We start from the raw sequence: 24,239 nt of genomic DNA, 5'->3' as shown, positions 1-24,239 counted from the left end.
CCAAGATGCATGGTAGTCATTGTAGTTTTTTTGTGGGACGTTTTTCTTTGGTTTTTCAAAATATCATTTTTATAGGTGATTTATGAGTATATCTGGCAATCTATCAATTCAACATGGAGTGAACAATCTCGCGTCGTTGGCGAAAGAAATTCAGCAGATTGAAGACATGCAGAAAGCGGAGCAGGTCATGGCCGTCGCTCTGCAGGTCGTGGAGGATCTGTTGAAATCGGCACTCCAGGCAAATTCCACTCAACCCTCCAGCGATCAGTCAAACAACAAAGTGGACGGCAGTTCGTCTACCCAAGGGGCATCACAAGGCGGAAGCATGATGCAGAACATGATGGCGATGCTGGCCGAGCTGATGCAGTTGATTGAGAAAATGCAGGCGCAAGGCTCCGGTGGTGTTAGTAGCGCCGGCGATTCTTCGGGGGGTGGCTCGCTTCAGCAAATCATGCAAATGCTTGACGAGTTGATTCAAATGCTGCAACAGCTTCTGTCAGGACAGGGTGCGGGCAATTCGAACGGCTCCGGCGACACTTCGGGGGCAGCAGCTCCTGGTTCGGGGGCACCAGGTTCAACCGATCCTGGTTCGGGGGCACCAGGCTCGACTGATCCAAGTTCGGCTACACCAAGCCCCACCGATCCTGGCTCGACTACACCAAGCTCGACCGATCCAAACGCTACCGATCCGCAGTCACAACTCATGAACATCATGCAAGAGATGATGTCGATACTGCAAACGATGGCGCAAATGCTGCAACAACAAGCCAGCACCCAACAGCCACCTTCAGGTAGTCAGCCGCCGCAAGGAACATCCGGCGGCACCAATTCGCCTTCTCCTGGCGCGACTAATCAAGGCGATATGTTGCAACAAGTTATGCAAGTTTTGCAGCAATTGCTCCCTATGATCGAACAGATGGCGAAGCAACTGCCTACGACGGGCAGTACCGGTACTAAAAACCAGTAACACGGATCGCACCAGTGTGTCTCTGAATCGCTGCGAGTGGCTCAATCGCGCGATGACGACTTCTGGTGGGCCAGGGCAGTTTTTTGAGGCATCTACCGGTTAGACGGTAGTTATACAACGCAGTTCGTTTAATTAAATTACATCAATTGAAAAGGAAATCATCATGGGAATCGGAAGTTTTTTTCATAATCTTGGACATGCCATCGAGCATGCGGCAGGTGATATTGTGCATGGAGTAGAACACGCGGCAAAGGACGTAGGAAAGGCAGTCGTATCACAGTTCCACACGATCGAAGATTTGGCACAGGGAAAATGGAAGGAAGCGGCGAATTCCGAAGTGCGGACGCTAACCGATCTGGCCAAGGCTGGAACCGACATACAGAAAGCCGAAGTCGACGCTGCAATGGATGCTGTCACGAACATGCATGTCAGCAAAACGATGGACAAGGTGGCCCAAAAAGTCAAGAGCCTGGACCACAAGATGGAAGATGGGGTCGTCCAGACCTTCAATCAGGTAGCGACCGGTGTCGCCAACGACGCGATCAATACGGTACAGGGCACGTTGAATGCTGCCAAGGATGCGGTGCATGGTCATTTCGGCGCTGCGCTTTCCGATGGCCTGGGCGCGCTTGGCAGTGGTGTTTCCCTGGCGTCGGATCTGACACCGGAGGGTCTGGCGGCGAATGCCACCGTGGCGGCCATGCAGACGGCGCATATTGGCGGCGCTGCGCTACAAAACGTAGTGGGTGACCTGGTTGGCGGCCCCAAGGGATTGGCCAAGCGAGCGGTTAATGCAGGTAAGGATGCACTCGTATCGACTGCTGCATCAGTTGGCCTGAATGGGGCCACGAGTGGCGCTGGGAACGGCGCTGCTGCAGGGCTAGCATTGGGGATCGCCGGCGGTGCTGCGTTCGACGCCATGGGCAGCAGGCGCGGCAAACGCACGCGGGATGAATCTGGGGCGGATGGCCAGGGCAATCCCGGCTTTGGGTCGAACAAGCGGCAGAAAACCGACGAAGGATCGAACTCAAAGAGCGACAAGATTTCACAGGTTATTGATCTGGCGTCGTTTGCAGCGACTGGTGGCGGCGGGGGAATCGGTGGTCGCGGTATCGTTGCATCTGCGGCCGCTGATGCCGCCCAAGCAACTGCGACTGCGCAGACGCTCGCTAACATCAACATGGGCGTGCAAAACAAGTTGGCCGAAATCAGCAATGATGAAAACTACAATATGGCAGCGAATCAGATCGCTGAAAATGGCGGCAAGAATGCCAAGGGTCTGACGCAGGGCTAATGCATGAGCACGGTGCGTCGTCGGCGCTGCATGCAGGCGACGCACTGCTGTGCCTTGTAGCTAAATGGATGTTGGGCACGCGGCCTTTTTTGGGGTTACATCAGTCATCATTAATCATTAAGTGCGAAGAGGGTGAGTTCGCTCTTAGAGCAGATTTTGCGCATTGTAACCCAAGCCTGATTGAGAGAGCTTTATAGTCGTTATATACAGATGTTATTGACGCCGACACGCGAACGCGTTGTCGAAAATTAGGTGCGTCAGTGGCTTCGTATTGCGATTCAGCGTGCAAATTATTTTTGAAATAGGAGTGCATCATGACTTTTGGTCTACCGTCATTACCATCTTTTCTTTCCTTCGGCTCAAGCCGGGATGTATCGTCAACGCCACACGATGCACCTGCGGGGAAGAGCAACGGCGCTGATGCTGCGACAACTCAAGGGCAGAAATCCCATCAACCGTCCGGTGCGCTTGCCGGCCTGGGAGGAAAGCCTGCGGCTTCAAGCGGACCGAGGGCCGGATTCAAGGTTGGTCCTAAAATCAAGCTCAGTACGAATACGCGCAACGCCATCGCGTCGGCGAAAAGCAGGAATTTGGAATCGGACGCGGGGCAGCATCCAGGCGGTCCGCTCGTACCTTATCACGGGCACGGGGAACATCCTGCCCAATTTGCGGAATTCGACTCGACAAGTTCGAGCATGGGATCTCATGAGTCTGAAGTCGGGCTGCACCATGATTCGTACAGCGTCATTGGGCACAACGAATCCAGCGATAAGCATGGCCCAATTGGACCTGGTGGCAATCCACCACCGGAACCACCGAACGATGGCAGTCCAGTGAAAACCGCGAAAGCTGATTCGGATAGCATGATCAATCAATCTATTGAACTCCAGCGAATTAACATGGAAACCAATAATGCGCTGGCTCAGATCCAGAACCGGATGCAACTTAATATGTCGCTCAATCAGGTATCGGAACAACTTGGCAAGAATGCCACGTCGCTGACGCGAGGTTAATGAGTGCGTCATCACCCATAGGTTTGCACTTGATGAAAAGCCGACATCACAAGCGAAGAACATGCAGTTCGTTTTTCGCCGTAATTTTGCGGCACATCGACCGAGCTGGGTCGGGACCATCTAATAGTCGTTGTATGAGAAATTGAGGGGAAATTTGCTATGTCTTTCAAAACTGGTATCGCGAAGTACATGCCACATTTCGGCCCGGCTCGTGTGGCACCAGAGCCTGCGCTGACGCAAGCAAAACAAAAGCCTGCCAAAGTGTCGACGCAATCAATACTTGGCAATTTGGCGAAAAAGTTTTCCTCGTCTCGCAATGGTCAGGCTGAAGGCAAGGTAACACAGGCTCCGGTTCGCCAATATCAAATGGGTGCTTCGGCCCGTACCCGCCAGGAAACGGGCGGATCAACTGGAAGGCCAAGAAAGACGAGCGTGAATGAGGGGCTCCCACCAGAATTGAACGCCCGGTTTCAAGCCCTGCGCGGCGGCCCGGTTCCGTCAGAAAAGGAATTGTTTGCGCGTTTTGATGCATTGAAAACCCCAATTGCGAACAAGCCAGCAGCGCAAGTTCCGGCACCTGAGAAGGACTTGAAGACGCTCATGCAGGAATTAAAAAAGGCGCCTGGGCCGATTTTGTCGGCAACAGCGAAACAGACAGGGAAGACGGATACACCGATAGGGAAGGGACGCACAACCGCGAAGCCGGCTCAAGCGTCACCACCTCCGGCGCGTATGCAAGGAGGGCGAAGCGGGACTTCTCAATTGCCGTCGAAGGGACGTGTGCAGAATGGTGCTGTATCATCAGGCCCGCGAACTTCTTCTGCGCCTTCCGCACCGGCGAAGTCTTCGCTGGGGCTCAATATGGATGATTTCCAGGGGCTTGCCGATATCAAACGCCGTCCGTCGAATTCCACCAAACAAGCGTCTTCATTGGGTCTTAATATGGATGATTTCAAGGGGCTTGCCGATATAAACCGCCGCCCATCGAATGTGCCCAAACAAGCTGCACGCGTACATTCTACCAGCGGGGGGGGCGCTCCGGATCGTCCCTCAAAGCCCGTGGACTCAAAGCCTCTCGAGCATTTTGAAAAATGGGAAGCCGATCGCGCCGAAAATGCCAACGAACGCCCGAGCAAAGCAGCCGCGAAAGCACAGTACGAAGCGCAATTCTTTTCCTCTCCCCAGGCTTCAAGGCCAGGTGCCAAATCGAAAAACACGTCCGCTTATTTGGGTGGCGCAGGCAATGTCTCCGGCCAACCGATCAGGCCGATTGAAGAATTCATGGCGGAGGAGGCCGATCGTGCTGCCTATGAAAATGAGCATCCGAGCGATGCGCTGGCATGGGGAAAATACAATGCGCAATTCGCACCCAAACCGGCGGTGAGCCGACGTCAGAACACGACTGGGCGAAATGAATCCGTGAGAACTGCGCCAACGAATTCGAGCCCGGTGAAAAAGTCGTATGAACAGCCAATTTTGCCGCTTTCCCACTTTGAAAAGCAGGAGACGGACGACGCGGCTCAAATGCATCGTCACGCGAGCCGCGGCGCTGCTCTGGAAGAGTATCTCCGGCAGTTCGAGTAGTGCATATATCGGGCACAAACTGTAAATTTCCTCGTCCACTTTGGATAGCTATGCAGATGTAGAGCGGCGTCTTCTTCATGCGTCGAATTGCTGGCATCGATGACTGGTGCCGTTCGCCAGCACCAAATGTAGTAAATATGGCAGATTAAATAGCAACCCATAGCTACTTTTTTAGTAGCTATTCATAACTTTGCAGCGAGCATCGACCCCAAGGTTGATGGGAATTTAATGCACTTTCGCAAGACAACATTAAAGGCCATAGGCCACCCTGTCAGCCTTTGCGGCATCGCCATGTTGCATTCTTTAGCATTGACGCATTGTGGCCTGCACGACATATTCGATGTTCTGGCCTATTTTGCCTATATAGGCATCGCCTGGTTTGCAGTTTTTTTAGGCCGGGGGACATTCAATCAGTTTTCCGACGATGACAATGCGGAGTTGGTCGGCGCTTTTGAAAAGGGATGTATGTTCATGGGCTTCTCATGTCTGCTGAACATTTTCTTTGTTTTAACAGCCGTTATCAACTGAATACGACGATCGTTTCTTTAAGCCGCAACGAGTAGCACTATCGCGCTACTCGTAATGACTGAAAGGAAGGCAATGTCGAATATTCAATTCAGTGTAATGATGCGCGGTGTCAACAAAAACAAGCGTTGGAACTTCTGCTTTTGGCCTTGGTTATACTTAAACAAATTGCCGACTACAGGCAACCCGGACAACCAGGGAACACTGCTGTTTTGCTTTACATCCTGTTCTACTGTGTAGCCTGCAATCAATAGACTGTCTCCCTCCCGAATCATTGCCTGCGTGTCGATTTCGCTATTGGTAACGACCGGCAATTGCCCTACCAATTGGCTGGTCAACCGGCCATCTTCAATATGGACACTAAGCCGGATTTGTGAGTGTTCGTTACCCGATATCACCGTGGGCAACACCCGCAGAGAGGTACCGGCGGAAACGCTGTATAAGTCAGCGGATTGATTTCCGGCTACCGGAACGTAGAACGTCGACTTGTTCGTCATGACCGCCTCGACATTATCCAATGTGGCTACTTTGGGGCTTGCCGTCATCTTGGCGTCGCTGGTCTGTTCCAACGCACTCACACGTGTCAACAAGTAATTTGCGGCGCTACCCACGATAGCTGTGAATGCGCCGCCCAAGGGCGTGCTCGCCACGGTGGCCGCTGTGCTGTTGGGGTTGCCGAACCCAACCGGATTAAGCGAGCTGCTGGCGCTCGCTTGCACTAAGTCGCCGTTTCCAGTTTCGAAATCCACATGGCTACCATGCAGGCGCCAATCGACTCCCAATTGCGCCAGCCCGCTCTCGGTAAGATCGATGATGCTGGCACTGATTTCAAGAACCTGGGGCCGGGTATCAAGCGAAGCGATCAATGCGGCGTAGCCTGCCATTTTCTCTGGGTAATCGCGAATCAGGATGGCGTTGGAACGTGGGTCAGCCTGGATGGACGGTGCCTCGTCCGGGCCCATGTCGCCAGTAGTCGGTGTGGATGCCTGCGTCGCTTCGTTTAGTGGTGCCGTCTTTGGCAATGGCGGATTGACAGGCTGATTGTCGCCACCTGCTGTTCCTCCAAGACCCGGCAAAGCGGTCTTCCAGAAATTGGTATTCTGCGGCTGAGATGTTGTTTTTGGCAACACGCTACTGGCCCGTTTGACTTCAGTTTGCGATATTGGTTGCTCGTGCGGCATTGCTGAATTTTTCTGGTAGATAGCATGCAGGATATTCGCCACGCCGGTGATCGTCATCGCCTGGCCATCCACGCGTACCGGACGGTCTGCGGCCCAGGCATAGTGCAGTGGAAATACTCGAACCACGGCATGCCTGTTTTCTGCCTGGTTGTGATCGATTTTTCCAGCGATTTCGGTTATCAAATCCACATAGCGCGGTGGCCCGGATACCAGAGCAGTTCCAGACGTTTCGTCGTACACTATGGAGTATCGTTTGTCGAAAATATGCATGCGCCCCAATGCTGCCTTCAAATCTTCTGTCGAAGCATATGTCAATCCAACGGTAGTGCTTTTGGCTTCGTTCGCTCCATACAAATACAATATCGAGCCATCGTAGTACCATGAAAAACCGAACGACGCTGAAAGCTGTTCCAGGAAACGCTGTGGTGTATCCGAGAATTTTCCGGTGACGTTCCCTTCTATCTGTGGCGATATTTTCGTCATAACCCCTTGACTCGCGGCTAGTTCACGCAGGATCTCCTTGAGTTCTTTATGATCCGCCGCATATTGCAAGGAATTTGTTTTCCAGGGTATCGGTAACGCCCCTGGCATACGCATGTCCAGATTGGTTTCCAGTCTCAGCGAAGTTTTGGGCCCGACTGTCGTTGCACTGACTGGTTGGCCCGACATCAAGCAAAGAACCACAAGCGCCGTGACGAGTCCATCGACGTATGAGTGTTGATCACATAGTTTCATTTGAAAATTACCTGAAAGAAAAGTTGAAATCGAAAATAGCTTTTGACCGGATCAAACGCGTGGTCAACGGAGTATGGTTTCCGAAGGCGACTCGTTGAACTGCTTGCGATATCCCCTGAGCAGGGCGGAACGGCTTTTTAAGCCGAGACGGTTCGCTGTTTTGATGATGCTGTCGTTACCACTGCCTTCGTGAAGCAAGTCGGTGCGAATCGCATCGAGTCGCAACCGGCGAATCACTGCGCTGGGTGGCATGCCGAGATGTTCTTTGAATGTCAGTTGCAATGCGCGTTCGGTCACGCAGATGTGCGCCGCAACGTCGCGTGTGGTCAGCGAATTGTTTTTGAAGTTCGCAAGAATATAGATATAGGCGCGGCGATATTTGGCGGGCAGGCGGGCGCTGATATCGTCGGTTGGAGCGGTGACGGAGGTCTCCACAATACCGTTGAGTGACTTGATGATCTGTGTTTCACTGCGCAGGCATTGCAGCGCTTCGCCGGAATAGCTGGTGTAGAATTTCATTGCTTCGTCGATATTGCCTTGCTTGAAACAAATTTTCGATTGGCAATACAGGTAGTCAAGATTCCAGCGACGCGATCTGTTTTTGGCGTTCTGGTTGTGGCTCAACAGTTTCTCGACTTGTTCGCTGCAATTTCCGGCGAGGGCGGACATGACGATTTCTAACTGCATTGTGCTGGAATAAATTTCGCATTTCCACTTGCGGGAAAGCGTGAGTTGCTCTGTCAATGCTCCTATCACGTCGCGTTCGCCAGCGGCGCAACGCTGCAACAAAACCAGGTAGTTATAGCGCTGTGCCAGAATCTCGGGAGTCGGTGTCGCGGCTGGCGCGGTAGACATCTGTGTGACGAAGCGCGCCTGCTTTGAACGATGGTCTCCGTAAGCTGCGGCGGATTGCCAGAATACATGGTCTTTCAGGCCGCTCGCGCAGCGGATGCCAATCTGCACAGAAAAGTCCAATGCCAGCAGGTCGATCAGCTGGCACCAGCGATTGTCGCAATCGCTTTTCGCAAGCTGGGCGGCATGTGTCAGCGCTTCTTCAGCGGCTGATTGTTGTGCCAATTGGTGGTGGATCATGGCAATGGCGATGATCGCTTCGATCTTTTGTTCCCGGGACGATGCAGCATCTTGCACGATGCGCGAGAAACAATTCAGAGCCGCTCCATAACGGTTCATGGAAAGTGCCTGCCAGCCGGTGTTGCGGCATGAAAAGATACGCAACTCATCGTTCGATCCTTTCAGCAGTTTTTGTGCTTTGCGAAAATTTTCCTCGGCTTCCTCGTCACGCCCCAGAAGGAGAGATGCATCGGCGATTGCCTGAAAAGACAACACGCCCGTTTCACCCAGTTCAGAAGAATCGAGATCGGAGAACCATTCCACGTGCTTCAACGCCTGATCAAAATCGCCGTCAAGCATGGAAAATGTGAACGAAGGCAGAACGTCAACCTTTGCAATCGCGGAAATCACAGAAAAATATACAGGAAACATAGTCATTCACCTTTTCAAAGTGGTTGCCAAAACAAAGGGGCTTTTACTGAAGAGAGTAAATGCACCGATTAGTGCGATGACAACTGCTGTCTCGTTGTTCACCGCCTCATGTCAATCATGTTAGCGATGCGACGAAAAGAGAATTTCAAGAAAACTGGAAAATTCCTAAATAAATAACCGAATTTTCCTCAACAAATTTCATATGAAAAAGAACGGTCGAACGGAAATCCGGGCGTTCATAGGGGATGATTACCGTTGGCGAAGATTGATGTATTGCGAATAAGGAACATTGTTTCAGTTTTATGACATGGAGATGGAGCAGATTGCACCGTCATAGCGCAAAATCCGAAAACACCAATGAAAATTTACTATTCTTGGTGCACATCGATTCTTTTTCGTTGAATCCGACATATGTCATATGACGCTAATGTCTTGTCGCATCTCCGGTTACATTCTCTTTCAGGAAAGATTGAAATCCCTGGAAAGTGAATTCTGTTTTTACCTGTTCGATGAACGCATTCAGCAACAAAATCAGCATCAACATGGCAACCACTCCGCGCAGTGGCTGGCTCAGTGACATGGGTTCCAGTTTTTCGGCCGCCTTGGCGACGAGTCCGAAACAAATATCAATCAGTACCAACACAAAGATAATGGGAGATGCGAGCTTTACTGTCGCCGTCATGATGGAATCGACGCGATGAATCATGAAGCTCTCTGTCACCTTATTCATTGCCGGCATGGTCGCGTCCAACGGCCACCAGGTAAAAGATTGGAAAATTGCGCTGAGCAGGAACATCATCCCTCCGCCGGTGTAAAACAGGACAATTGCCAATTGGATGAGAATATTGGAAATTGGCGTGGCCTGTTCACCGCGTAGTGGATTGCTGGTCTGCACATTGTTGAAGCCTGCCATATTGTCGATGATGACACCTACACTTTGGGAAACCCAGAATACCGAAGACGCTACATAACCGATGATTAAGCCAATGAACATTTCCTTCCCTATCAGGATCAATGCCGTCAATGAATTGAGCTGTGAGAGGGAATCTGCTGGCTGTCCAGCAGCAATGAAGAAGCTGATGGCATACACGATACCGTTGCGCGCACTACCCGGCAACACCTGGTCCGACGTCGCCGGTAATACCGTGAAGATGACGAAAATACGAATGCTGCATAAAGCGAGCACATACAGCAGTTCATGGAAATTGCGATGCAAATCCAGCATGGCACCGATACTCGTTGCGGTCAGATCAAGCATCAGCGCGCCGCCCTTTGCGAGTTGGCTGCTTTGACAGCTTGTATGTGGCGCGCCAGATTGACCTCGGAAGCTTCCTCGTCCTGGTTGTTTTGTTCGGCCTGATCTTTCTGGTTCATCAGCATCTCGATTCTCTTTTTTATCAGGTTGCGCTTCGTTGTCGCTTTTCCTATTTGGCTATTCGTGTTGGCGACTTCATTTTTCTTGTCTATTTCGTGTTGCTCAGCGGCTGCGACCTCTGCTACGGCGGCGTCAGTTCGTTCGACAAGAATTTTGCGATAGCCGTCATGGTCAAGATACTGCTGGGGAGAAAATCCGGTAGCACCTTGCATCAGTTCATCCAATCGCCGCGCATGCTGCTCACTGTCGTCCCGGCAAGCCGATACAGCGTCGTTCTTGCGCGATACTTCAGCGCGACATTGCCTGAGCTCTTCCCGTTGCCCAGTGAGTTTCTGTTCCAGGCGCTTCAATGCCTGGTTCTTCATCAGCAAAACAGTGTTCCAGACCTTGATTGATCCGGTTGTCATGGCGAAAGCTCGGCCAGCAGTTGAAGCGTTTCGTCTTCATTGTAATGTTCGTCGGTTTCCTGGCACAGAAACGCCAGGATCTGTTCGTGCTTGGCAATTGCTTCGTCTGCCAGCTGATCAATACCTTCCCGGTACTCACCCAGTTGCAACAGGGTCTGCACTTCGGCATACTTTGACATCAGCCGGCGTATCCTGCCGCCAGTGTCAAGATGCTCTTTGGATACGATCTGCGGCATCACACGGCTCAGGCTGGCCAGGATGTCAATGGCCGGATATTGGTTACGTGCGGCGATTTCGCGCGAGAGGATCAGATGCCCGTCAAGAATACCTCGTACCTCTTCGGTGATGGGGTCGCTGCCGCTTTCGTCCTCGGCCAATACCGTGTACAGGGCCGTGATGGAACCGACGTCGCTCATTCCTGCGCGTTCCAACAATCGCGGCAATTCTGCAAAAATCGAAGGCGGAAAGCCCCGGCGAGTAGGCGGCTCACCTGCCGCCAGCCCGATTTCGCGCTGCGCCCGTGCGAAGCGGGTCAGCGAATCCATCATCAGCAGCACACGCATGCCGCAATCGCGAAAATACTCCGCGATTGCCGTGCCAACATATGCTGCCTTGGCGCGTTCGATCGATGATCGATCCGAAGTTGCGCAGACCACAACCGTTTTCTCCATACCTTCCTGGCCGAGTACCAGTTCGATGAACTCACGCACCTCGCGACCCCGTTCACCGATCAGTACGATGACATTGACGTCGCATTCCGTTCCGCGCGCCAACATGCCGAGCAAAGTACTCTTGCCTACACCTGCCGGAGCGAAAATCCCCATGCGCTGTCCCTCGCCAAGCGTCGCCATGCCATCGATGACTTTGATGCCGGTTGATAACGTGGATTCGATCATTCTGCGTTTCATCGGATCTGGCGCAAGCGCGTAGACCGGAACACGGTGTTCATAATCGATGGGGCCAGCACCGTCAATGGGTTCGCCGAGGCCATCGACGACGCGACCGAGCAGTCTGGCGCCGACACCGATCGAAAGCGGTCTTCCCTGACCGGTCACCCGCGTATCGCGTGACAAGCCAACGATGCTGCCGAATGGTGCCAGAATTGCAATGTTGCGATTGAAACCAACAACTTCCGCGCGCTGCAGCAGCGTACCATCAGGATTGTGCAATTCGCACAATTCACCCAGTTTGACGTCGACACCGCCGACACGTAGCAAGGTGCCGGTTACTTCAACCACCTTCCCAACTTTTTTCCAATGTGGCTGGGTATCGAGTTCCGCATCTATCGCGTCTGCGAGCCTAAGCAATGCTTTCATCTCACTTCTCCAGTCAATTAATTTTAATTGTTAACTTCATTCTTCTGTGGCATACACCAACTCTTCTTCTGCGGATCTGAATTCGCTGCCTTCTGTATTTTCGAATTCGGAGCCCTGATCGAACGAGGCGACGGATTCCTCTTCATACGATTCGTTTTCGGCCTGCGCATCCAGCAGTTCCTCGTTCTGGATTGCTTTCCTGATCGACCTGCGCATACTTTTCAATTGCGTTGCCAAGCTGGCATCGAGCACACCATAATCCCATTCGCACAGACAATGACCCAGAGTTGTCCTGCCGTCTTCAACGATGGTTGCCTGGATCGGCCATGACATTTCTTCGGCGATTTCGCGGAACGCGCCACGTACTGTGTTGGCATCGGAAGGATGAACAGTCACCGTCAGGAATGAGACATCGGCCAATTCGCGACCCAATATTCCGGCAGCGCGCTTGAACAAGGCTGCGCGATCGCCGTCAATTATTTGTTCCACTGCCCGCAGCACAAGCCCGGCGATACGCTCCTGCATCGCCATTAGCGCGTGTTTGTCCTGAACGCTTCGGTCCAGCATTGCCGCGTGTACTTCAGTAACAGCCTGTTGCTTGCCTGCCGCATAGCCAAGTCGCGCACTGCTTTCGAATTTTTTTTGCACTGCCCCGAAAATGACAGCTGCTTTTTTTTCAGCTTCTTCAACGATTTTTTCAGCCCGCATCTGAGCCTCATTCAACATTTGTGCAGTATGCTGCTGCATGTCGATGAAACCCTGATCGATTTCCCTCAATGCCGCCAGTTCTTCCCGACGGATCATGTCGCCATCGATGCCGACTGTACTACCTTCTTTTCTTAGCCAAATAGCCATGTTAACTCCGGGAAAAGCACAGATAAAATTTGCATGAATTCCTGATCTTCCGCCGAGGTTTCCTCAGTAGCAGGAGGCGGTTTGTCGGGTGGCGCATTGGCGGGCAAGGAAATCCTGATCATGGTCTGCAGGCTGGCGTTGCTCCAGGCACCAGTACTCTCGAAAGCGGCATAGCCGCTCCAGGCCCAGACTGCATGAGGGAAGCTGACTGTCGGAAAACGCTGTTGATTATCGGCCGCTACCGTGGCACTGTTAAAGGTCGATCGCAGAAAGTCCAGAGCGGTAGAGCCGATCAGGGAGCGTAAAGGCAGTATGACGGCCCGGTCTATGCACTTGCGCAATGCGCCGCGTCGCGCAAATAGCGCACGCGCCGCAAGTACTTTCCAGAGCATGTCGCGTTCCAGCAAGGCGAGTCGATTGCTCTTGACCGCGAACGCGTCAAGCGGCACGGATTGCAGTTTCAGAGCCTGGCGCAGTTGCTCGGCGCGGCGCAGCGGTTGCTGCTCTCTTTGCCACGTTGCCTGGTCCTTGGCGTCGAATATGTGATCGAGCCAACTGGGGTCAATCGTGTCTGGCAAGACTGTCAGGCGGGCTTCGAATTCGTGCAGCATGTTCACCAGGTCGGCGAGAGGCGGTATGGGCTCGCTCTTTATTACGGACTTGTTGTCTGTGACAGACGGCAGCTTGATTTCGACCATCAGGCTGCTCCCCGACGCAGCGCCGAGCGGGACCGTATTAACGTCTTGATCTTGTTGATAAGCGACAATTTGTCCTTGTTCTCATCTCTGTTAAGAAAGCGATGGGAAAGCATTATCACCGAGCCAAACGACAACAGGCCAATCAGTATCGTGAGCCAGACCGGCATGCCAGTGTTGGAATGTGGCGTTGACGGGGGAATGATCTGCATGGACCCGGGAACCATGACAACACTCACGTTATCGTAGCCTAGCCCCTCCACGCTGTGCACAACGAGGTTCTTGATGGCGGGTGTCAGAGACGCGACGTCGGTATTGGGCCGATATTTTATGAAGACTGCTGCACTGGGCGGTTTCACTACGCTGGCAAGTGGATCGTTGTTCGGAAGCGCAATTTCGACGGTGGCGACGGCAACGCCATCGATATTGGTCAAGGTACGCGCGAGCTGTTGTGAAACACCATAGATGAAGCGCACCCGCTCTTCCGTCGGCGTTGAAATCAGTCCATCTTTCTTGAACATGTCCCCAAGGTTGGTGTACTTTGGGTGAGGCAGGCCATGGGCGTGCAGGGTGTTCATTGCTCTTGGGAAATCGTCTTCGGCCACGTCGATTTCCCAAGTTTTTCCACCATCGGGTGTGTTTTTCTTGGCGTCCACACCCACTTCCAGCAATGCCGTCAACATGTCGTTTGCATCAAGTTCAGTTAATTGAGCAAATAATTGCTTGTCGCAGGCGCTCAGAAGCATTGCGGCGCAGATGACAAGCATGCTCGTTCTTACCCAGTGTAGATTGTGTTTCACGAAGGACTCCAAGTGTGACTGCGGCCGCTATTGATTTTTCATCAGCGTTTGTACCGAACCCTTGCCCGATTGGGCAAGGGCGGTTCCGATATTCATTTTGAACGACAACGTCGTCAATTCGTTTTGCATATGGATGATTTCTCGTGCTGTTTGCTGCAGGTTGTTCGGATCCGATATGGCAAAGGTCCGGGCATCCTGAGTGACAGATTGGAATTGATGATCCTGTTGTGTGATGAATTCTCCGATCGCCGAGGGACCATGGGTGTGAGCATGCTGTTGCGGCGACGTCTCAAGGTGTTGCATGATTGAGTTGAAACGTTCGACGAGTGACGCATCGGGAGCTGATGCCAGCGTACTTGACGGCGGTGCGACGGTCTCGACTGAAGCGACGGGCGGCACTGCATTTACAGGCGGAATTGGTAGCATGGTGTTTTTCCTTAGGCACGTACGTAATAGTTGAAATGCATGTCCATTGCAGAGTCGTGGGGCGTAGTGGGCAAGGCATCATCGGCTTTTTTTGTTTCTGTATCTTCCACGTGTTTGCCACATAACATGTTGACCAGGCCAACCGCCTCGGCATCGTCGTCGCGTGCAAGCACCTCGTTTGCACTGACTTCCCAGGCAGGATCCCCGGAATGATGCAGGCAAAGTGACAGCAGTGCGGTGCAGATCGACATGCTCTTGGTGACCTGTTCACTGCTAACCATGCCGTGCAGAATATGTGCAGCCTGCATGTGTTTTTTTCGCTTGATCAGCAGCCATGCGTCGAAGATGTCCAGCTCGCCGAATTTTGGCCGCAATATGCGCAGTGCAGCCAGTAAGGCATCGGCCTGATCCAGATTGTCGTTTTTTACTCCGGTCATCAAGATTTCGATCAAGCCCATGACGATTTTTTTATCGCACGATGTAAAGTCCATGATTTTCCTGTCAGTGAAAAGTTTCAGCGGTTGCAAAGCGGAGTGAACAGTCATGATCGTTTCTTGTCCACACCGATGCCGTGATTGAACGATATAGGCATGTGTAACGATGAGTGATGCTCCATGCGAAGTACACACTCGCCATGCGAAGCAGTGGCCATCATCGAATAAAGGATCGATTGATTTTAAAAGCACCGTCCAGGCATGATTGAACCGCCGCGTATGCTCTGTCAACCGACATGCCAGCACTGAATCCCGGTGAAGGCGGGTGATGAAGTTAGCGAAAATGCCTGCACCCTGCAATTTTCTTTACTGTCTACAGCAGGGTACTTTCTCTTCATGATTCGCACGACGGTCGCAAATTTCGTCTGACGGGCGAGGTCGTGTATGAGGCGACTCACAATATGGATGTGCAGCATATTGAAGTTAAACCTCTGGATTTGTGGTGTCTAAATGTCTGACGAAAAGACGGAAAAACCAACCGACAAGAAACTCGATGACGCGAAGCGTGACGGTGAAGCGGCGAAGAGCACCGATTTGACTAGTTCCGCAGTTTTGCTGTCAGGCGTCCTGCTGATGGTGATCGGAGGTCCTTTTTTTGCTGACGGCTTGCGGTCCCTTATGTTGTTTGCCCTTGATGCCCAAGCCTACAGCAACCCTGATTTCGATTTGGTTGTCTACATGAAGAAATTGGCGTTGCAAGCTGCCATGCTGATTTTGCCTTTTCTGGGGGTGGTGGTCACGGCGGCGGTCATCGGCATTTGGGCTCAGACGGGCATAATGCTGTCGTTCAAACCGCTGGAAATGAAGTTCGATTCCATCAACCCCGCTTCCGGTCTGAAGCGAATATTCTCCATGCGCTCCATGATTGACCTCCTGAAGATGGTGTTCAAGGCAGTGATCATTTCTTGCGTAATGTGGAAACTTCTGCTTATGCTCGCTTCGACCATGGTTGCAGTCGCTTACGAACCTGTGCTGGATATTGCTCAGATTTCCTGGCAGGTATTGACAAAATTCATAGCGATCGGTGGAGGACTTTTCCTTGTTCTGGGTGCTGCCGATTTCGGCATTCAGCGCTGGTTATTCATACGTGACCATCGCATGAGCAAGGATGATATCAAGCGCGAACACAAGAATTCCGAAGGTGACCCTCATATGAAGGGCAAGCGCAAGTCAGTTGCCAAGGAAATGGTTGAAACCGCGCCTCCTAAGCCTACCCGCGAGGCGGTTGGCAGCGCGCAGGCGGTCATCGTCAATCCCACGCACTATGCGGTTGCAATACGCTACGACCCTAAAGAATTCGGCCTGCCACGCGTGGTCGCCAAGGGCACGGACGACGATGCACTCTACATTCGCCGTATTGCCCAGGATCTTGGCATACCCGTCGTCGGCAATCCGCCGCTGGCCAGGGCGCTGCATACCGTGCCGCTCGAGCATGCTATCCCTGAAACACTTTTTGAAACCGTCGCAGTTATTCTCAAATGGGTCAAGGACATCGGCAACCACCATGCCGATACCACGTCTCCCTCTTCGTCCTCCTACCTGGTTGATCCTCTATGAACGTTCTGAAAAAACTCGAATTCGGTGGTGAAGTTGCCATCGCCGCCTTGGTGGTAGCTGTCATCGCCTTGATGATTCTGCCTTTGCCGACATTTTTGATTGACTCGCTACTGGCGCTCAATATTACCATCAGTGTCCTGCTGCTGATGATCACGATGTACATACCGAATGCGGTGTCGTTCTCGTCGTTTCCTTCGCTGTTGCTGTTTACCACGATGCTCCGCCTTTCTCTCAACATTGCGTCGACTAAATCGATTTTGTTGCATGCGGATGCCGGCCACATCATCGAAAGTTTCGGTGAACTGGTCGTCGGTGGCAATCTGGTGGTTGGGCTGGTGGTGTTCCTGATCATTGCGACAGTACAGTTCATCGTGATTGCCAAAGGTTCTGAGCGGGTGGCTGAAGTCGGTGCCCGATTTACACTGGACGCCATGCCTGGAAAACAGATGAGCATCGACGCTGATCTCAGGGCTGGTAATCTGAGCGCTGAAGATGCCCGCAACAAGCGGGCCATGTTGGCCAAGGAAAGCCAGTTGCATGGCGGTATGGATGGCGCAATGAAATTCGTGAAGGGTGACGCGATTGCAGGACTGATCATCACTCTGGTCAATATTTTAGCGGGAATCGTTGTCGGCATCACTTATCACGAAATGAGCGCTGGGGATGCCGCCAATCGTTTTGCCGTGTTGTCAATCGGTGACGCGATGGTGTCCCAGATACCTTCGTTGCTTATTTCCGTCGCCGCTGGCGTCATGATCACACGCGTTGCTGATGAACACGGCAGCGGACCGAGTTCCCTCGGCGCCGAAATCGCCAGACAATTGACCGGTAACGCACGTGCGCTTTTTGCGGCCAGCGCGATGCTGGTCGGCTTCGCCTTCGTTCCGGGTTTTCCCTCAACCATGTTCATCATCCTCGCCGGCGCGTTATGCGGTTCCGGGTACTTGTTGTGGAAGAAGGAAATGGAGAAATCCCCGGGTGGCCCTGAATTGCCATCGCTGAAACGCGAGGGTGCCAAAGCAGGGAAGGAGAGTGCGCCCGCCATTGCTGAATCGGCACCGGCGTTCTCCTCCCCGTTGGCGGTTAAATTGTCACCTGCGCTGGCGGCGCTGTTCGACATGGAAAAACTCAACAAATCCTTTGCGGCCAGCCGTCAAGAACTGACGGAAGAGTTAGGCCTGCCGTTTCCCGGTATATCGATGTGGAAGGCGCAGGCCTGGACTGGCTTGTGCTATGAAGTCTTGTTGCACGACGTGCCCGTGGCGTTGGTTGATCTGCCACCAGACATGCTGATGCTGGCAGCACCGCATGATGTGTGGAAGACGGAGGAGAAAACGAATATCGGTGGGTACGAAAAGAGTTATTGGATTGAACGGGCGTCTGCTGTCGGCTTGCCGGACATCGCTGTCGTTGGCACGGAAGCCTTGATTGCGCATCACGTCATCATGCTGTTGCGTTCCCATGCCCATTTGTTTGTCGGTGTTCAGGAAACGCAATGGATACTGGACCGCGTGGCGATGGATTATCCCGGTCTGGTGGAAGAGGCGAAAAAGGCCGTGCCAACGCAACGCTTTGCAGACGTCTTGCGCCGCTTGCTTGAGGAGCACATTCCCATCCGGAATATGCGGGCGATTATGGAAAGCCTGGTGAACTGGGGGCCGAAGGAAAAGGACATGCTGACACTCACCGAATACGTGCGGGGGGATCTGGGGCGTTTCATTGCGCATCGCGCCACACGAGGCTCCCGGCAGCTTTCTGTCATTGTGCTCGATATTGCTGTTGAGCAATTGATCAGGCAATCGATCAAGGCCACACCTGCAGGGAATTATCTGACCTTGCCACCTGATCAGGTCAACGTGATCCTAAGCCGTCTCGAAAACATGCTTGGATCTTCACCCAACCCGCAGACTGCCATCGTGACCTCAATGGATATCCGGCGTTATTTTCGCCGCATGATCGAACCCCGTCTTTCCTGGCTGAACGTCTATTCTTTCCAGGAACTTGGCGGATATGTTGATTTGCAACCACTTGGCCGGCTAACAATCTGAAATTGGTTCGCGGTCACGCATAGTTACTTATAAGGAGTTGCATTTCATGTCCAATCGTCGCCTCGACGTGCTGCAGGTTCGTATTTTGCCGAAGTCGTCACTCTCACCAGTGACGGCCACCAGGAATGGCAGATTGGCCCAGCAAACGAAAAACTTCTCCGTACTCTACGGCAGCGATCCCGACGATTCCGGTGGTACTCTGGAATCCTTAGTAAACGCTGACGAATTGGAGGAGGGCACCGACCAGCCTGCAGCGGAGGACACTTCGTCACGCGAAGCGTATCAGGCAGGCGAGGCTCAGCAGAAGAAGCCGGAAGCAAGCGCTGTATCCGCTTCCTCTTCTGACTTGTCGTCTTCTCACTCAAGTGATGAAGCAATGCTTTCGCGCAAAATCGTTCGCGCTTGTGCAGTCGGTGAAGAAACCAATTTGAGGACGGAATATTTGGCATCCGTCATCGCCAGATTCTGTAATTCGCCAAGCATCATTGAAGGTCAAACGTGGGAGTTGCGTGTTGAACTCAATCCCTCAGTTCTGGCAGAGACCAAACTTTTTCTGCAACTTTCGTCTTATCGCTTATTGCTTCGCTTCGAGACCGAAAACTATCGATCGAAAAGCTTAATCTGTGACAACACCAATGAACTTGGCATGAGGCTCAGTTCCTTGTTGCAAGGGAAGGTCGATGTGGAGGTCACCATCTGGTGACATTCGAAACAGGTTCAAGATCGAGACAAATAAATGTATGACGACAGCGTAACACTTAGCGATATCAGAAAAATTCTTCCGGTTTATTCGGCATCGGCTGCGAGATTGTCACGTGCTTTTTTTGACACCAGGGTGGTCGCCCTCGCGCTCCAACACAACATATGCTTTTCAACCTTCCCGGTATCGCCACATACCACTGAATTTTTGAAACCGGCGCTCCTGCATTTACGCTGCACATACGGCAGCATGGCGCTCATTGTTGACTTGCATGCACATCCAGCCCTGGAAAGCGCCGTTCTGGCACCAAATCGCGAATTCAGGATTTTGCTCGCGACAGAATTGCTGAAGCGGTTCTTGAACAAGCTGGAGGCGATGGGTTTTCCGGTGTTCACGGTTTCGTCTTTTATGAAATTGCAGGATATCGGGGATGCCTTTGATGATGCCATAGCTGAAGGGCTCGCACTTCGCGTTCACAACGTGAGCGGCGACGAGGTCATCATCATCTCTGATGTCGATGCAGGCGTGCTCTCGGCGCTGGAAGAGTCCCTCAGCCAGAAGCAGCAGGAGCTTCCCGAGTTCATCTCCAAGTTGAAAATGCCGGGTCGTGCGCGCATCGCGCAACGTGCCTGCTCGCCGAATCTGCTGCGTTCTTTGCGGCCTGGCGACATCTTGCTCGGGTGGCACCCGGCGCGCCCTGCATGCGATATGACCACGCTGGAGGATGTGAGCATGTACTGGGGCTCTCCCCGGGGACTCCAGTATGTTGCAAAAGCCCACATCGATCGCACCACCATCACCCTAGAATCCGAACCAACCTTGTGCATTGAAAGCGAAATCATGAACACTCAATTTGCCACAGATCAAAACGCTCCAGCTACCGACATCGCGGATCTTGAGCTCCCTGTCAATCTGGAAATCGCAACCATGGTATTACCGGTCGAGCAGATCAGTACGCTTCATCCTGGACACGTGATGGAATTGCCGATCGCCGTCGCAGATGCTCAAATTCGCCTGGTTTCCTACGGGCAAACCCTTGGTTACGGTCAGTTGGTGATCATTGGGGAAAATTTCGGCTTCCAAATCTCGAAAATGGCGAAACAGCATGACACAGACGCCTGATTTTGCATCGCTGATTCTGGCAGTATTCGCACTTGCGTTGCTGCCGTTCGCCGCGATGGTGGTGACATCCTACACCAAGGTTGTGGTGGTGCTTGGATTGCTGCGAAATGCGATTGGGGTGCAGCAGGTTCCTCCCAGCACGGTATTGAACGGCATCGCTATCATCGTATCAGTGTATGTCATGGCACCGGTCGGGATGGATGCCATGAAACATGCCAACCTCTCCACGGCAGAAGGTGGTAACGGAAACCCCGTGATTCAGCTTCTTGATGCGGCACGCGATCCGTTTCGCAAGTTTTTGGAGAAACATGCCAATGAGCGTGAGAAAGCGTTTTTTATGCGTTCGGCCCAGCAGATATGGCCGGCAGACAAAGCAGCCCAGCTGAAAAAGGACGACCTGATCGTGCTCGCGCCGGCATTCGCGCTGACCGAACTGACTGCGGCATTCAAGATTGGCTTTCTGCTTTACCTGGCGTTTATTGTCATCGATCTGGTGATTGCGAATGTACTGCTGGCACTAGGACTTTCTCAGGTGACGCCAACTAATGTCGCCATTCCGTTCAAGTTGCTGCTGTTCGTCGTTATGGATGGTTGGTCGGTCTTGATTCACGGTCTGGTGTTAACTTACAGGTGATAGTATGGATTACGATAATATCGGACGCCTGACGACGTCGGCGTTGACTTTGTGTATCTTGATTTCGCTTCCCGCCGTCCTCGTTGCGGCGGTGGTCGGCTTGCTCGTATCTTTCGTTCAGGCCGTCACGTCGCTGCAAGATTCCAGCATCTCGCACAGCATCAAGCTGGTCGCGGTCGCTGCGACAGTCATGATTGCCGCACCCTGGGGCGCTTCTGCTGTGCTGCAGTTCGCCAATAACGTCATGCAATCGATTTTCTCATGAAAATCGGTGGTCAAGGTATTTCGCAGCTGCAGCAACTCCTCGAAAATGAGGAGACTGAAGCAAGCAACTTGCCCAAACAGAATACCGGAGCGGCCGCCACCAAGCGCGCACACCCGGCACATCATCGCGGCACCCACCATAATGCGGAAGAAATGTTGACCAGCCCCGACCTGGTCATCAAGCCGTTAAGCCAGTTTGCGCGGTCACTGGCAAACAAGCAGCGCAGCCGCAAACGTGGCAGCGTCGATCATCCCGAAGCCGCCACCTCTTCCAGCGAAATCGAAGAGTTGCTGATGATGCTGGAGGAACGCAACAATGGTGAAGCTCACCCCGTCATTCGCGCATCCTCACGAAAAAAAGATGGTCAGAACGGGCAGCAATCCGGATCATCGGAGCCGGACCACCTTCAAATGGCCATGGATTTCAGAGCAGGGGGCAGGAAGGGAGTGGAAGCGCAGCACGATGTGAAAGCTGCATCGCAGGCCCGCAGCATGCAGATGAAACCAAGCAGCGTCGATGGCCGGTCAAACTATATTTGGCTGGAAGCTGCACTTAACGACATTCGGTCAGCAGCAGCGGATTTGAAATCATCCAATTCGCTTGTTCCTCATATCCTGAAAATCATACGCGATTATCTGGACCTTCCCGCCGACATAGCGAACGCGCCCGGTACGCTAAAGACTGTTCGTAAACGTGTGCTTGCCTTGCCAAAGCCTGAAGTCGGACATGAAGCCAAACCACTGTTGACCCACAACATGCATTTATTCTTGCCGATCCTGCTATTGAATGCTTCGCGCCCGCGCACTGACGAACAGCGCGGCATAGGGAAGGCTGCAATTGATTCGATATTGCGGCGCTATTCGCCATAAGAATGGATGCCGATCCGCCATAGTCGTTGCAACAAAGCGGGAACTTCGGAATTAATCACTAAAGTTCGCGTTTCGACAGAAATCGGAAGTTTTGAGTAGTAAAGTAGAACCATGGATTAGGGCAATAGCCCAGGTTAATCGAACAAATTACGCGACTAAACAGTATCGACCGAAATCGGTAGGAGTTTTTAAGATGAGTAAAGAAATTCGTATTTTGTCAGGCACACATGCCGGTGCCAGATTACAGATGGCTGCAGGTATTTGGAAAATTGGCTGCGACGACAGCATGGACGTACAACTCAGTGATTGGACGCAAGCTCCAGTGTCGATGGAAATCGGCAAGGACGGCAGCGTCACCTGGATTGCCACTGATACTGATGGCCCTGGCACACCACTGATGGACCTGCACCCGATTCGCATGGGCGACATCATCATATGTGTCGGTGATGCTGTTGGGGCCTGGCCAGATGATGCAGATTTGCTGGAAAAGCTGAACGCTCCAACAGTCACGAAAAAGAATGGAGTTGCGAGCCGGCCGCTCACTGCAAAGCAACCGTTGCGCTGGTTGATGGTTGGTAGCGCAGCCTTGATCGGAGTCGCCGTAAGCACGGCAATCCTCCCAGGGCAAACCTCCCAAGCTACGGTTTTACCAAATAACACCACACTACTGAAAAAAGTACAGAACGTGCTGGTCAATAGTCATCAGACCGAATTAAATGCGTCGCTGGAAGGTGATCGTATCATCGTCCATGGTTTGGTACACAGCAATGCTGACGCGATTGCTGTGAAAGAAATGTTGCACAAAATCGTGCCGTCGAATTCGCTGATCGATATCAGTAATATTGCTGACGTCATCGCCAATATCCATGACTCTGTGCATGACGCTGGCGTCAAAGTAGGCTACGAGGGCAATGGAAATTTCAATGTCACCGGCGCTGTTCGAAGTGTGGCTGCCATGCAAAAAACCTTGACACAGCTTGAAGCGGATTTTGGTCCAAGTATCAAGATATCGCTCAACGTCACACCGGCAGCGCAGAAGTGGGACGTCACGGACAGCGAATCGGCTTTGGTCAGCGGAACTTTGCAGTACGTTCAAGCTATTGACGGCAGCAAGCATTTTCCTCCTTCTCGCTATTAAACAAGACTTTCTCATCGAATGTGAAGATCTAACATGACTATGACTATGACTATGTACCAACACCTGACACCAGAAATCCTGGCAGATATGGATGATTTCCAGTCGCTGTTGCAAGACAAGGCCAATCAAGCACGTTGTACTTTGGTAGTTGCGGCTTTGGAAAAGACCGCTACGCCATTCAGCAATTGGGCGACCGGGGAAGATGCCATTGTGCGCAAAGAAATGCACACTTTGTATACGGGGTTTCTTGCAGCAGCAGATATATGCAGGACGAACGTTGGCAAGATGTCTTAAATGTTTTTTGTTGTAAACGTTGTTTGAAGCAGTTCCATCTTTGTAATCTCATTACACCTTTAAAAGGAGCAACATCATGGCAGGTATTCAAGGCGCAAGTATTGTCGCAGCAGCATCAGCAGACGCAGCAGATTCCATCGCTACATCACAAACACTGGCCAACATCAACATGGCGACGCAAAACAAGCTGGCGCAAATCACCAACGAACAGAACTACAACATGGCGGCCAATCAGATCGCTGAAAATGGCGGCAAAAACGCCAAGAGCTTGACCCAAGGTTAATCGTTTCAGGTTTTTGATCACTCTGATCAAAAATCCAGCAACACCTGGTTTTCATATTTTATATTTCATTTTTATTTACTCAAGGAGCAACATCATGGCAGGTATTCAAGGCGCAAGTATTGTCGCAGCAGCATCAGCAGACGCAGCAGATTCCATCGC

General features: G+C 52.3%; 25 protein-coding genes. 15 read left to right on the top strand and 10 right to left on the bottom strand.

Annotation, left to right across the window (positions count from 1 at the left end):
- Positions 1-82: 82 nt before the first annotated feature.
- From AC1RVX_RS18280 to AC1RVX_RS18260, 5 genes are all read left to right on the top strand, one after another.
- Complete coding sequence (locus AC1RVX_RS18280) at positions 83-967, top strand: hypothetical protein (RefSeq protein WP_493218031.1); 885 nt, start codon at positions 83-85, stop codon at positions 965-967.
- A 163-nt stretch (positions 968-1,130) separates the two neighbouring features.
- Positions 1,131-2,261, top strand: coding sequence for a hypothetical protein (locus AC1RVX_RS18275; protein ID WP_493218030.1), 1,131 nt, complete (start codon positions 1,131-1,133; stop codon positions 2,259-2,261).
- 314 nt (positions 2,262-2,575) lie between these two features.
- The gene (locus AC1RVX_RS18270) at positions 2,576-3,274 is read left to right on the top strand and encodes a hypothetical protein (protein ID WP_493218029.1); all 699 of its coding nucleotides are present in this window, start codon (positions 2,576-2,578) and stop codon (positions 3,272-3,274) included.
- Positions 3,275-3,433: 159 nt separating this feature from the next.
- Positions 3,434-4,858, top strand: coding sequence for a hypothetical protein (locus AC1RVX_RS18265; RefSeq protein ID WP_493218028.1), 1,425 nt, complete (start codon positions 3,434-3,436; stop codon positions 4,856-4,858).
- Between the two features lie 228 nt (positions 4,859-5,086).
- Positions 5,087-5,386, top strand: a complete 300-nt coding sequence (locus AC1RVX_RS18260; protein ID WP_493218027.1) for a hypothetical protein — start codon at positions 5,087-5,089, stop codon at positions 5,384-5,386.
- Positions 5,387-5,469: 83 nt separating this feature from the next.
- Here AC1RVX_RS18260 and sctC read toward each other — a convergent pair whose 3' ends face one another.
- The 10 genes from sctC to AC1RVX_RS18210 form a co-directional block, all read right to left on the bottom strand.
- The gene (gene sctC, locus AC1RVX_RS18255; RefSeq protein WP_493218026.1) at positions 5,470-7,233 is read right to left on the bottom strand and encodes a type III secretion system outer membrane ring subunit SctC; all 1,764 of its coding nucleotides are present in this window, start codon (positions 7,231-7,233) and stop codon (positions 5,470-5,472) included.
- Between the two features lie 129 nt (positions 7,234-7,362).
- Entirely contained in the window at positions 7,363-8,808 is a 1,446-nt protein-coding gene (locus tag AC1RVX_RS18250) for a helix-turn-helix transcriptional regulator (protein ID WP_493218025.1), read from the bottom strand.
- A 418-nt stretch (positions 8,809-9,226) separates the two neighbouring features.
- Positions 9,227-10,060, bottom strand: a complete 834-nt coding sequence (gene sctT / locus AC1RVX_RS18245) for a type III secretion system export apparatus subunit SctT (RefSeq protein ID WP_493218024.1) — start codon at positions 10,058-10,060, stop codon at positions 9,227-9,229.
- Positions 10,060-10,584, bottom strand: a complete 525-nt coding sequence (locus tag AC1RVX_RS18240; RefSeq protein WP_493218023.1) for a hypothetical protein — start codon at positions 10,582-10,584, stop codon at positions 10,060-10,062. Before AC1RVX_RS18240 ends, sctT begins: the two co-directional genes overlap by 1 nt.
- Positions 10,581-11,900, bottom strand: a complete 1,320-nt coding sequence (gene sctN, locus AC1RVX_RS18235) for a type III secretion system ATPase SctN (protein ID WP_493218022.1) — start codon at positions 11,898-11,900, stop codon at positions 10,581-10,583. Before sctN ends, AC1RVX_RS18240 begins: the two co-directional genes overlap by 4 nt.
- Positions 11,901-11,936: 36 nt before the next feature.
- A complete protein-coding gene (gene sctL / locus AC1RVX_RS18230) occupies positions 11,937-12,755 on the bottom strand; it encodes a type III secretion system stator protein SctL (RefSeq protein WP_493218021.1) in 819 nt (272 codons plus the stop codon).
- Positions 12,740-13,453 carry a type III secretion protein HrpB4 gene (locus AC1RVX_RS18225; protein ID WP_493218020.1) on the bottom strand — a complete coding sequence of 238 codons (714 nt, stop codon included), beginning with the start codon at positions 13,451-13,453 and terminating at the stop codon, positions 12,740-12,742. The genes sctL and AC1RVX_RS18225 overlap by 16 nt, the downstream gene beginning before the upstream one ends.
- On the bottom strand, positions 13,453-14,250 hold the full coding sequence (sctJ, locus tag AC1RVX_RS18220) for a type III secretion system inner membrane ring lipoprotein SctJ (RefSeq protein ID WP_493218019.1): 798 nt from the start codon (positions 14,248-14,250) through the stop codon (positions 13,453-13,455). Before sctJ ends, AC1RVX_RS18225 begins: the two co-directional genes overlap by 1 nt.
- A gap of 27 nt (positions 14,251-14,277) precedes the next feature.
- Positions 14,278-14,676 carry a hypothetical protein gene (locus AC1RVX_RS18215; protein WP_493218018.1) on the bottom strand — a complete coding sequence of 133 codons (399 nt, stop codon included), beginning with the start codon at positions 14,674-14,676 and terminating at the stop codon, positions 14,278-14,280.
- Between the two features lie 11 nt (positions 14,677-14,687).
- Complete coding sequence (locus AC1RVX_RS18210) at positions 14,688-15,167, bottom strand: HrpB1 family type III secretion system apparatus protein (protein WP_493218017.1); 480 nt, start codon at positions 15,165-15,167, stop codon at positions 14,688-14,690.
- 453 nt (positions 15,168-15,620) lie between these two features.
- Here AC1RVX_RS18210 and sctU point away from each other — a divergent pair, with 453 nt between their 5' ends.
- The 10 genes from sctU to AC1RVX_RS18160 all read left to right on the top strand — a co-directional run bounded on the left by sctU (position 15,621) and on the right by AC1RVX_RS18160 (position 24,080).
- On the top strand, positions 15,621-16,727 hold the full coding sequence (gene sctU, locus AC1RVX_RS18205; protein WP_493218016.1) for a type III secretion system export apparatus subunit SctU: 1,107 nt from the start codon (positions 15,621-15,623) through the stop codon (positions 16,725-16,727).
- Positions 16,724-18,775, top strand: a complete 2,052-nt coding sequence (gene sctV / locus AC1RVX_RS18200) for a type III secretion system export apparatus subunit SctV (protein WP_493218015.1) — start codon at positions 16,724-16,726, stop codon at positions 18,773-18,775. Before sctU ends, sctV begins: the two co-directional genes overlap by 4 nt.
- Before the next feature lie 46 nt (positions 18,776-18,821).
- A complete protein-coding gene (sctP, locus tag AC1RVX_RS18195) occupies positions 18,822-19,478 on the top strand; it encodes a type III secretion system protein SctP (RefSeq protein WP_493218014.1) in 657 nt (218 codons plus the stop codon).
- A 33-nt stretch (positions 19,479-19,511) separates the two neighbouring features.
- Entirely contained in the window at positions 19,512-20,597 is a 1,086-nt protein-coding gene (gene sctQ / locus AC1RVX_RS18190) for a type III secretion system cytoplasmic ring protein SctQ (protein WP_493218013.1), read from the top strand.
- Entirely contained in the window at positions 20,581-21,231 is a 651-nt protein-coding gene (gene sctR, locus AC1RVX_RS18185) for a type III secretion system export apparatus subunit SctR (protein ID WP_493218012.1), read from the top strand. Before sctQ ends, sctR begins: the two co-directional genes overlap by 17 nt.
- 4 nt (positions 21,232-21,235) lie before the next feature.
- Positions 21,236-21,496: a type III secretion system export apparatus subunit SctS gene (sctS, locus tag AC1RVX_RS18180; RefSeq protein ID WP_493218011.1), complete on the top strand. Its 261-nt coding sequence runs from the start codon at positions 21,236-21,238 to the stop codon at positions 21,494-21,496.
- Positions 21,493-22,365 (top strand): hypothetical protein, encoded by an 873-nt coding sequence (locus tag AC1RVX_RS18175; RefSeq protein ID WP_493218010.1) that lies wholly within the window; start codon positions 21,493-21,495, stop codon positions 22,363-22,365. The genes sctS and AC1RVX_RS18175 overlap by 4 nt, the downstream gene beginning before the upstream one ends.
- 193 nt (positions 22,366-22,558) lie before the next feature.
- The gene (locus tag AC1RVX_RS18170) at positions 22,559-23,503 is read left to right on the top strand and encodes a hypothetical protein (protein ID WP_493218009.1); all 945 of its coding nucleotides are present in this window, start codon (positions 22,559-22,561) and stop codon (positions 23,501-23,503) included.
- A gap of 33 nt (positions 23,504-23,536) precedes the next feature.
- Positions 23,537-23,797 (top strand): hypothetical protein, encoded by a 261-nt coding sequence (locus AC1RVX_RS18165; RefSeq protein ID WP_493218008.1) that lies wholly within the window; start codon positions 23,537-23,539, stop codon positions 23,795-23,797.
- Between the two features lie 76 nt (positions 23,798-23,873).
- Positions 23,874-24,080, top strand: coding sequence for a hypothetical protein (locus AC1RVX_RS18160; protein WP_493218007.1), 207 nt, complete (start codon positions 23,874-23,876; stop codon positions 24,078-24,080).
- Positions 24,081-24,239 lie beyond the last annotated feature (159 nt).

The organism is Undibacterium sp. GW821-FHT11B02 (assembly GCF_058808955.1).
Note: the sequence above shows the minus strand (reverse complement) of the source record. Positions and strands in the feature narration are given on the sequence as shown.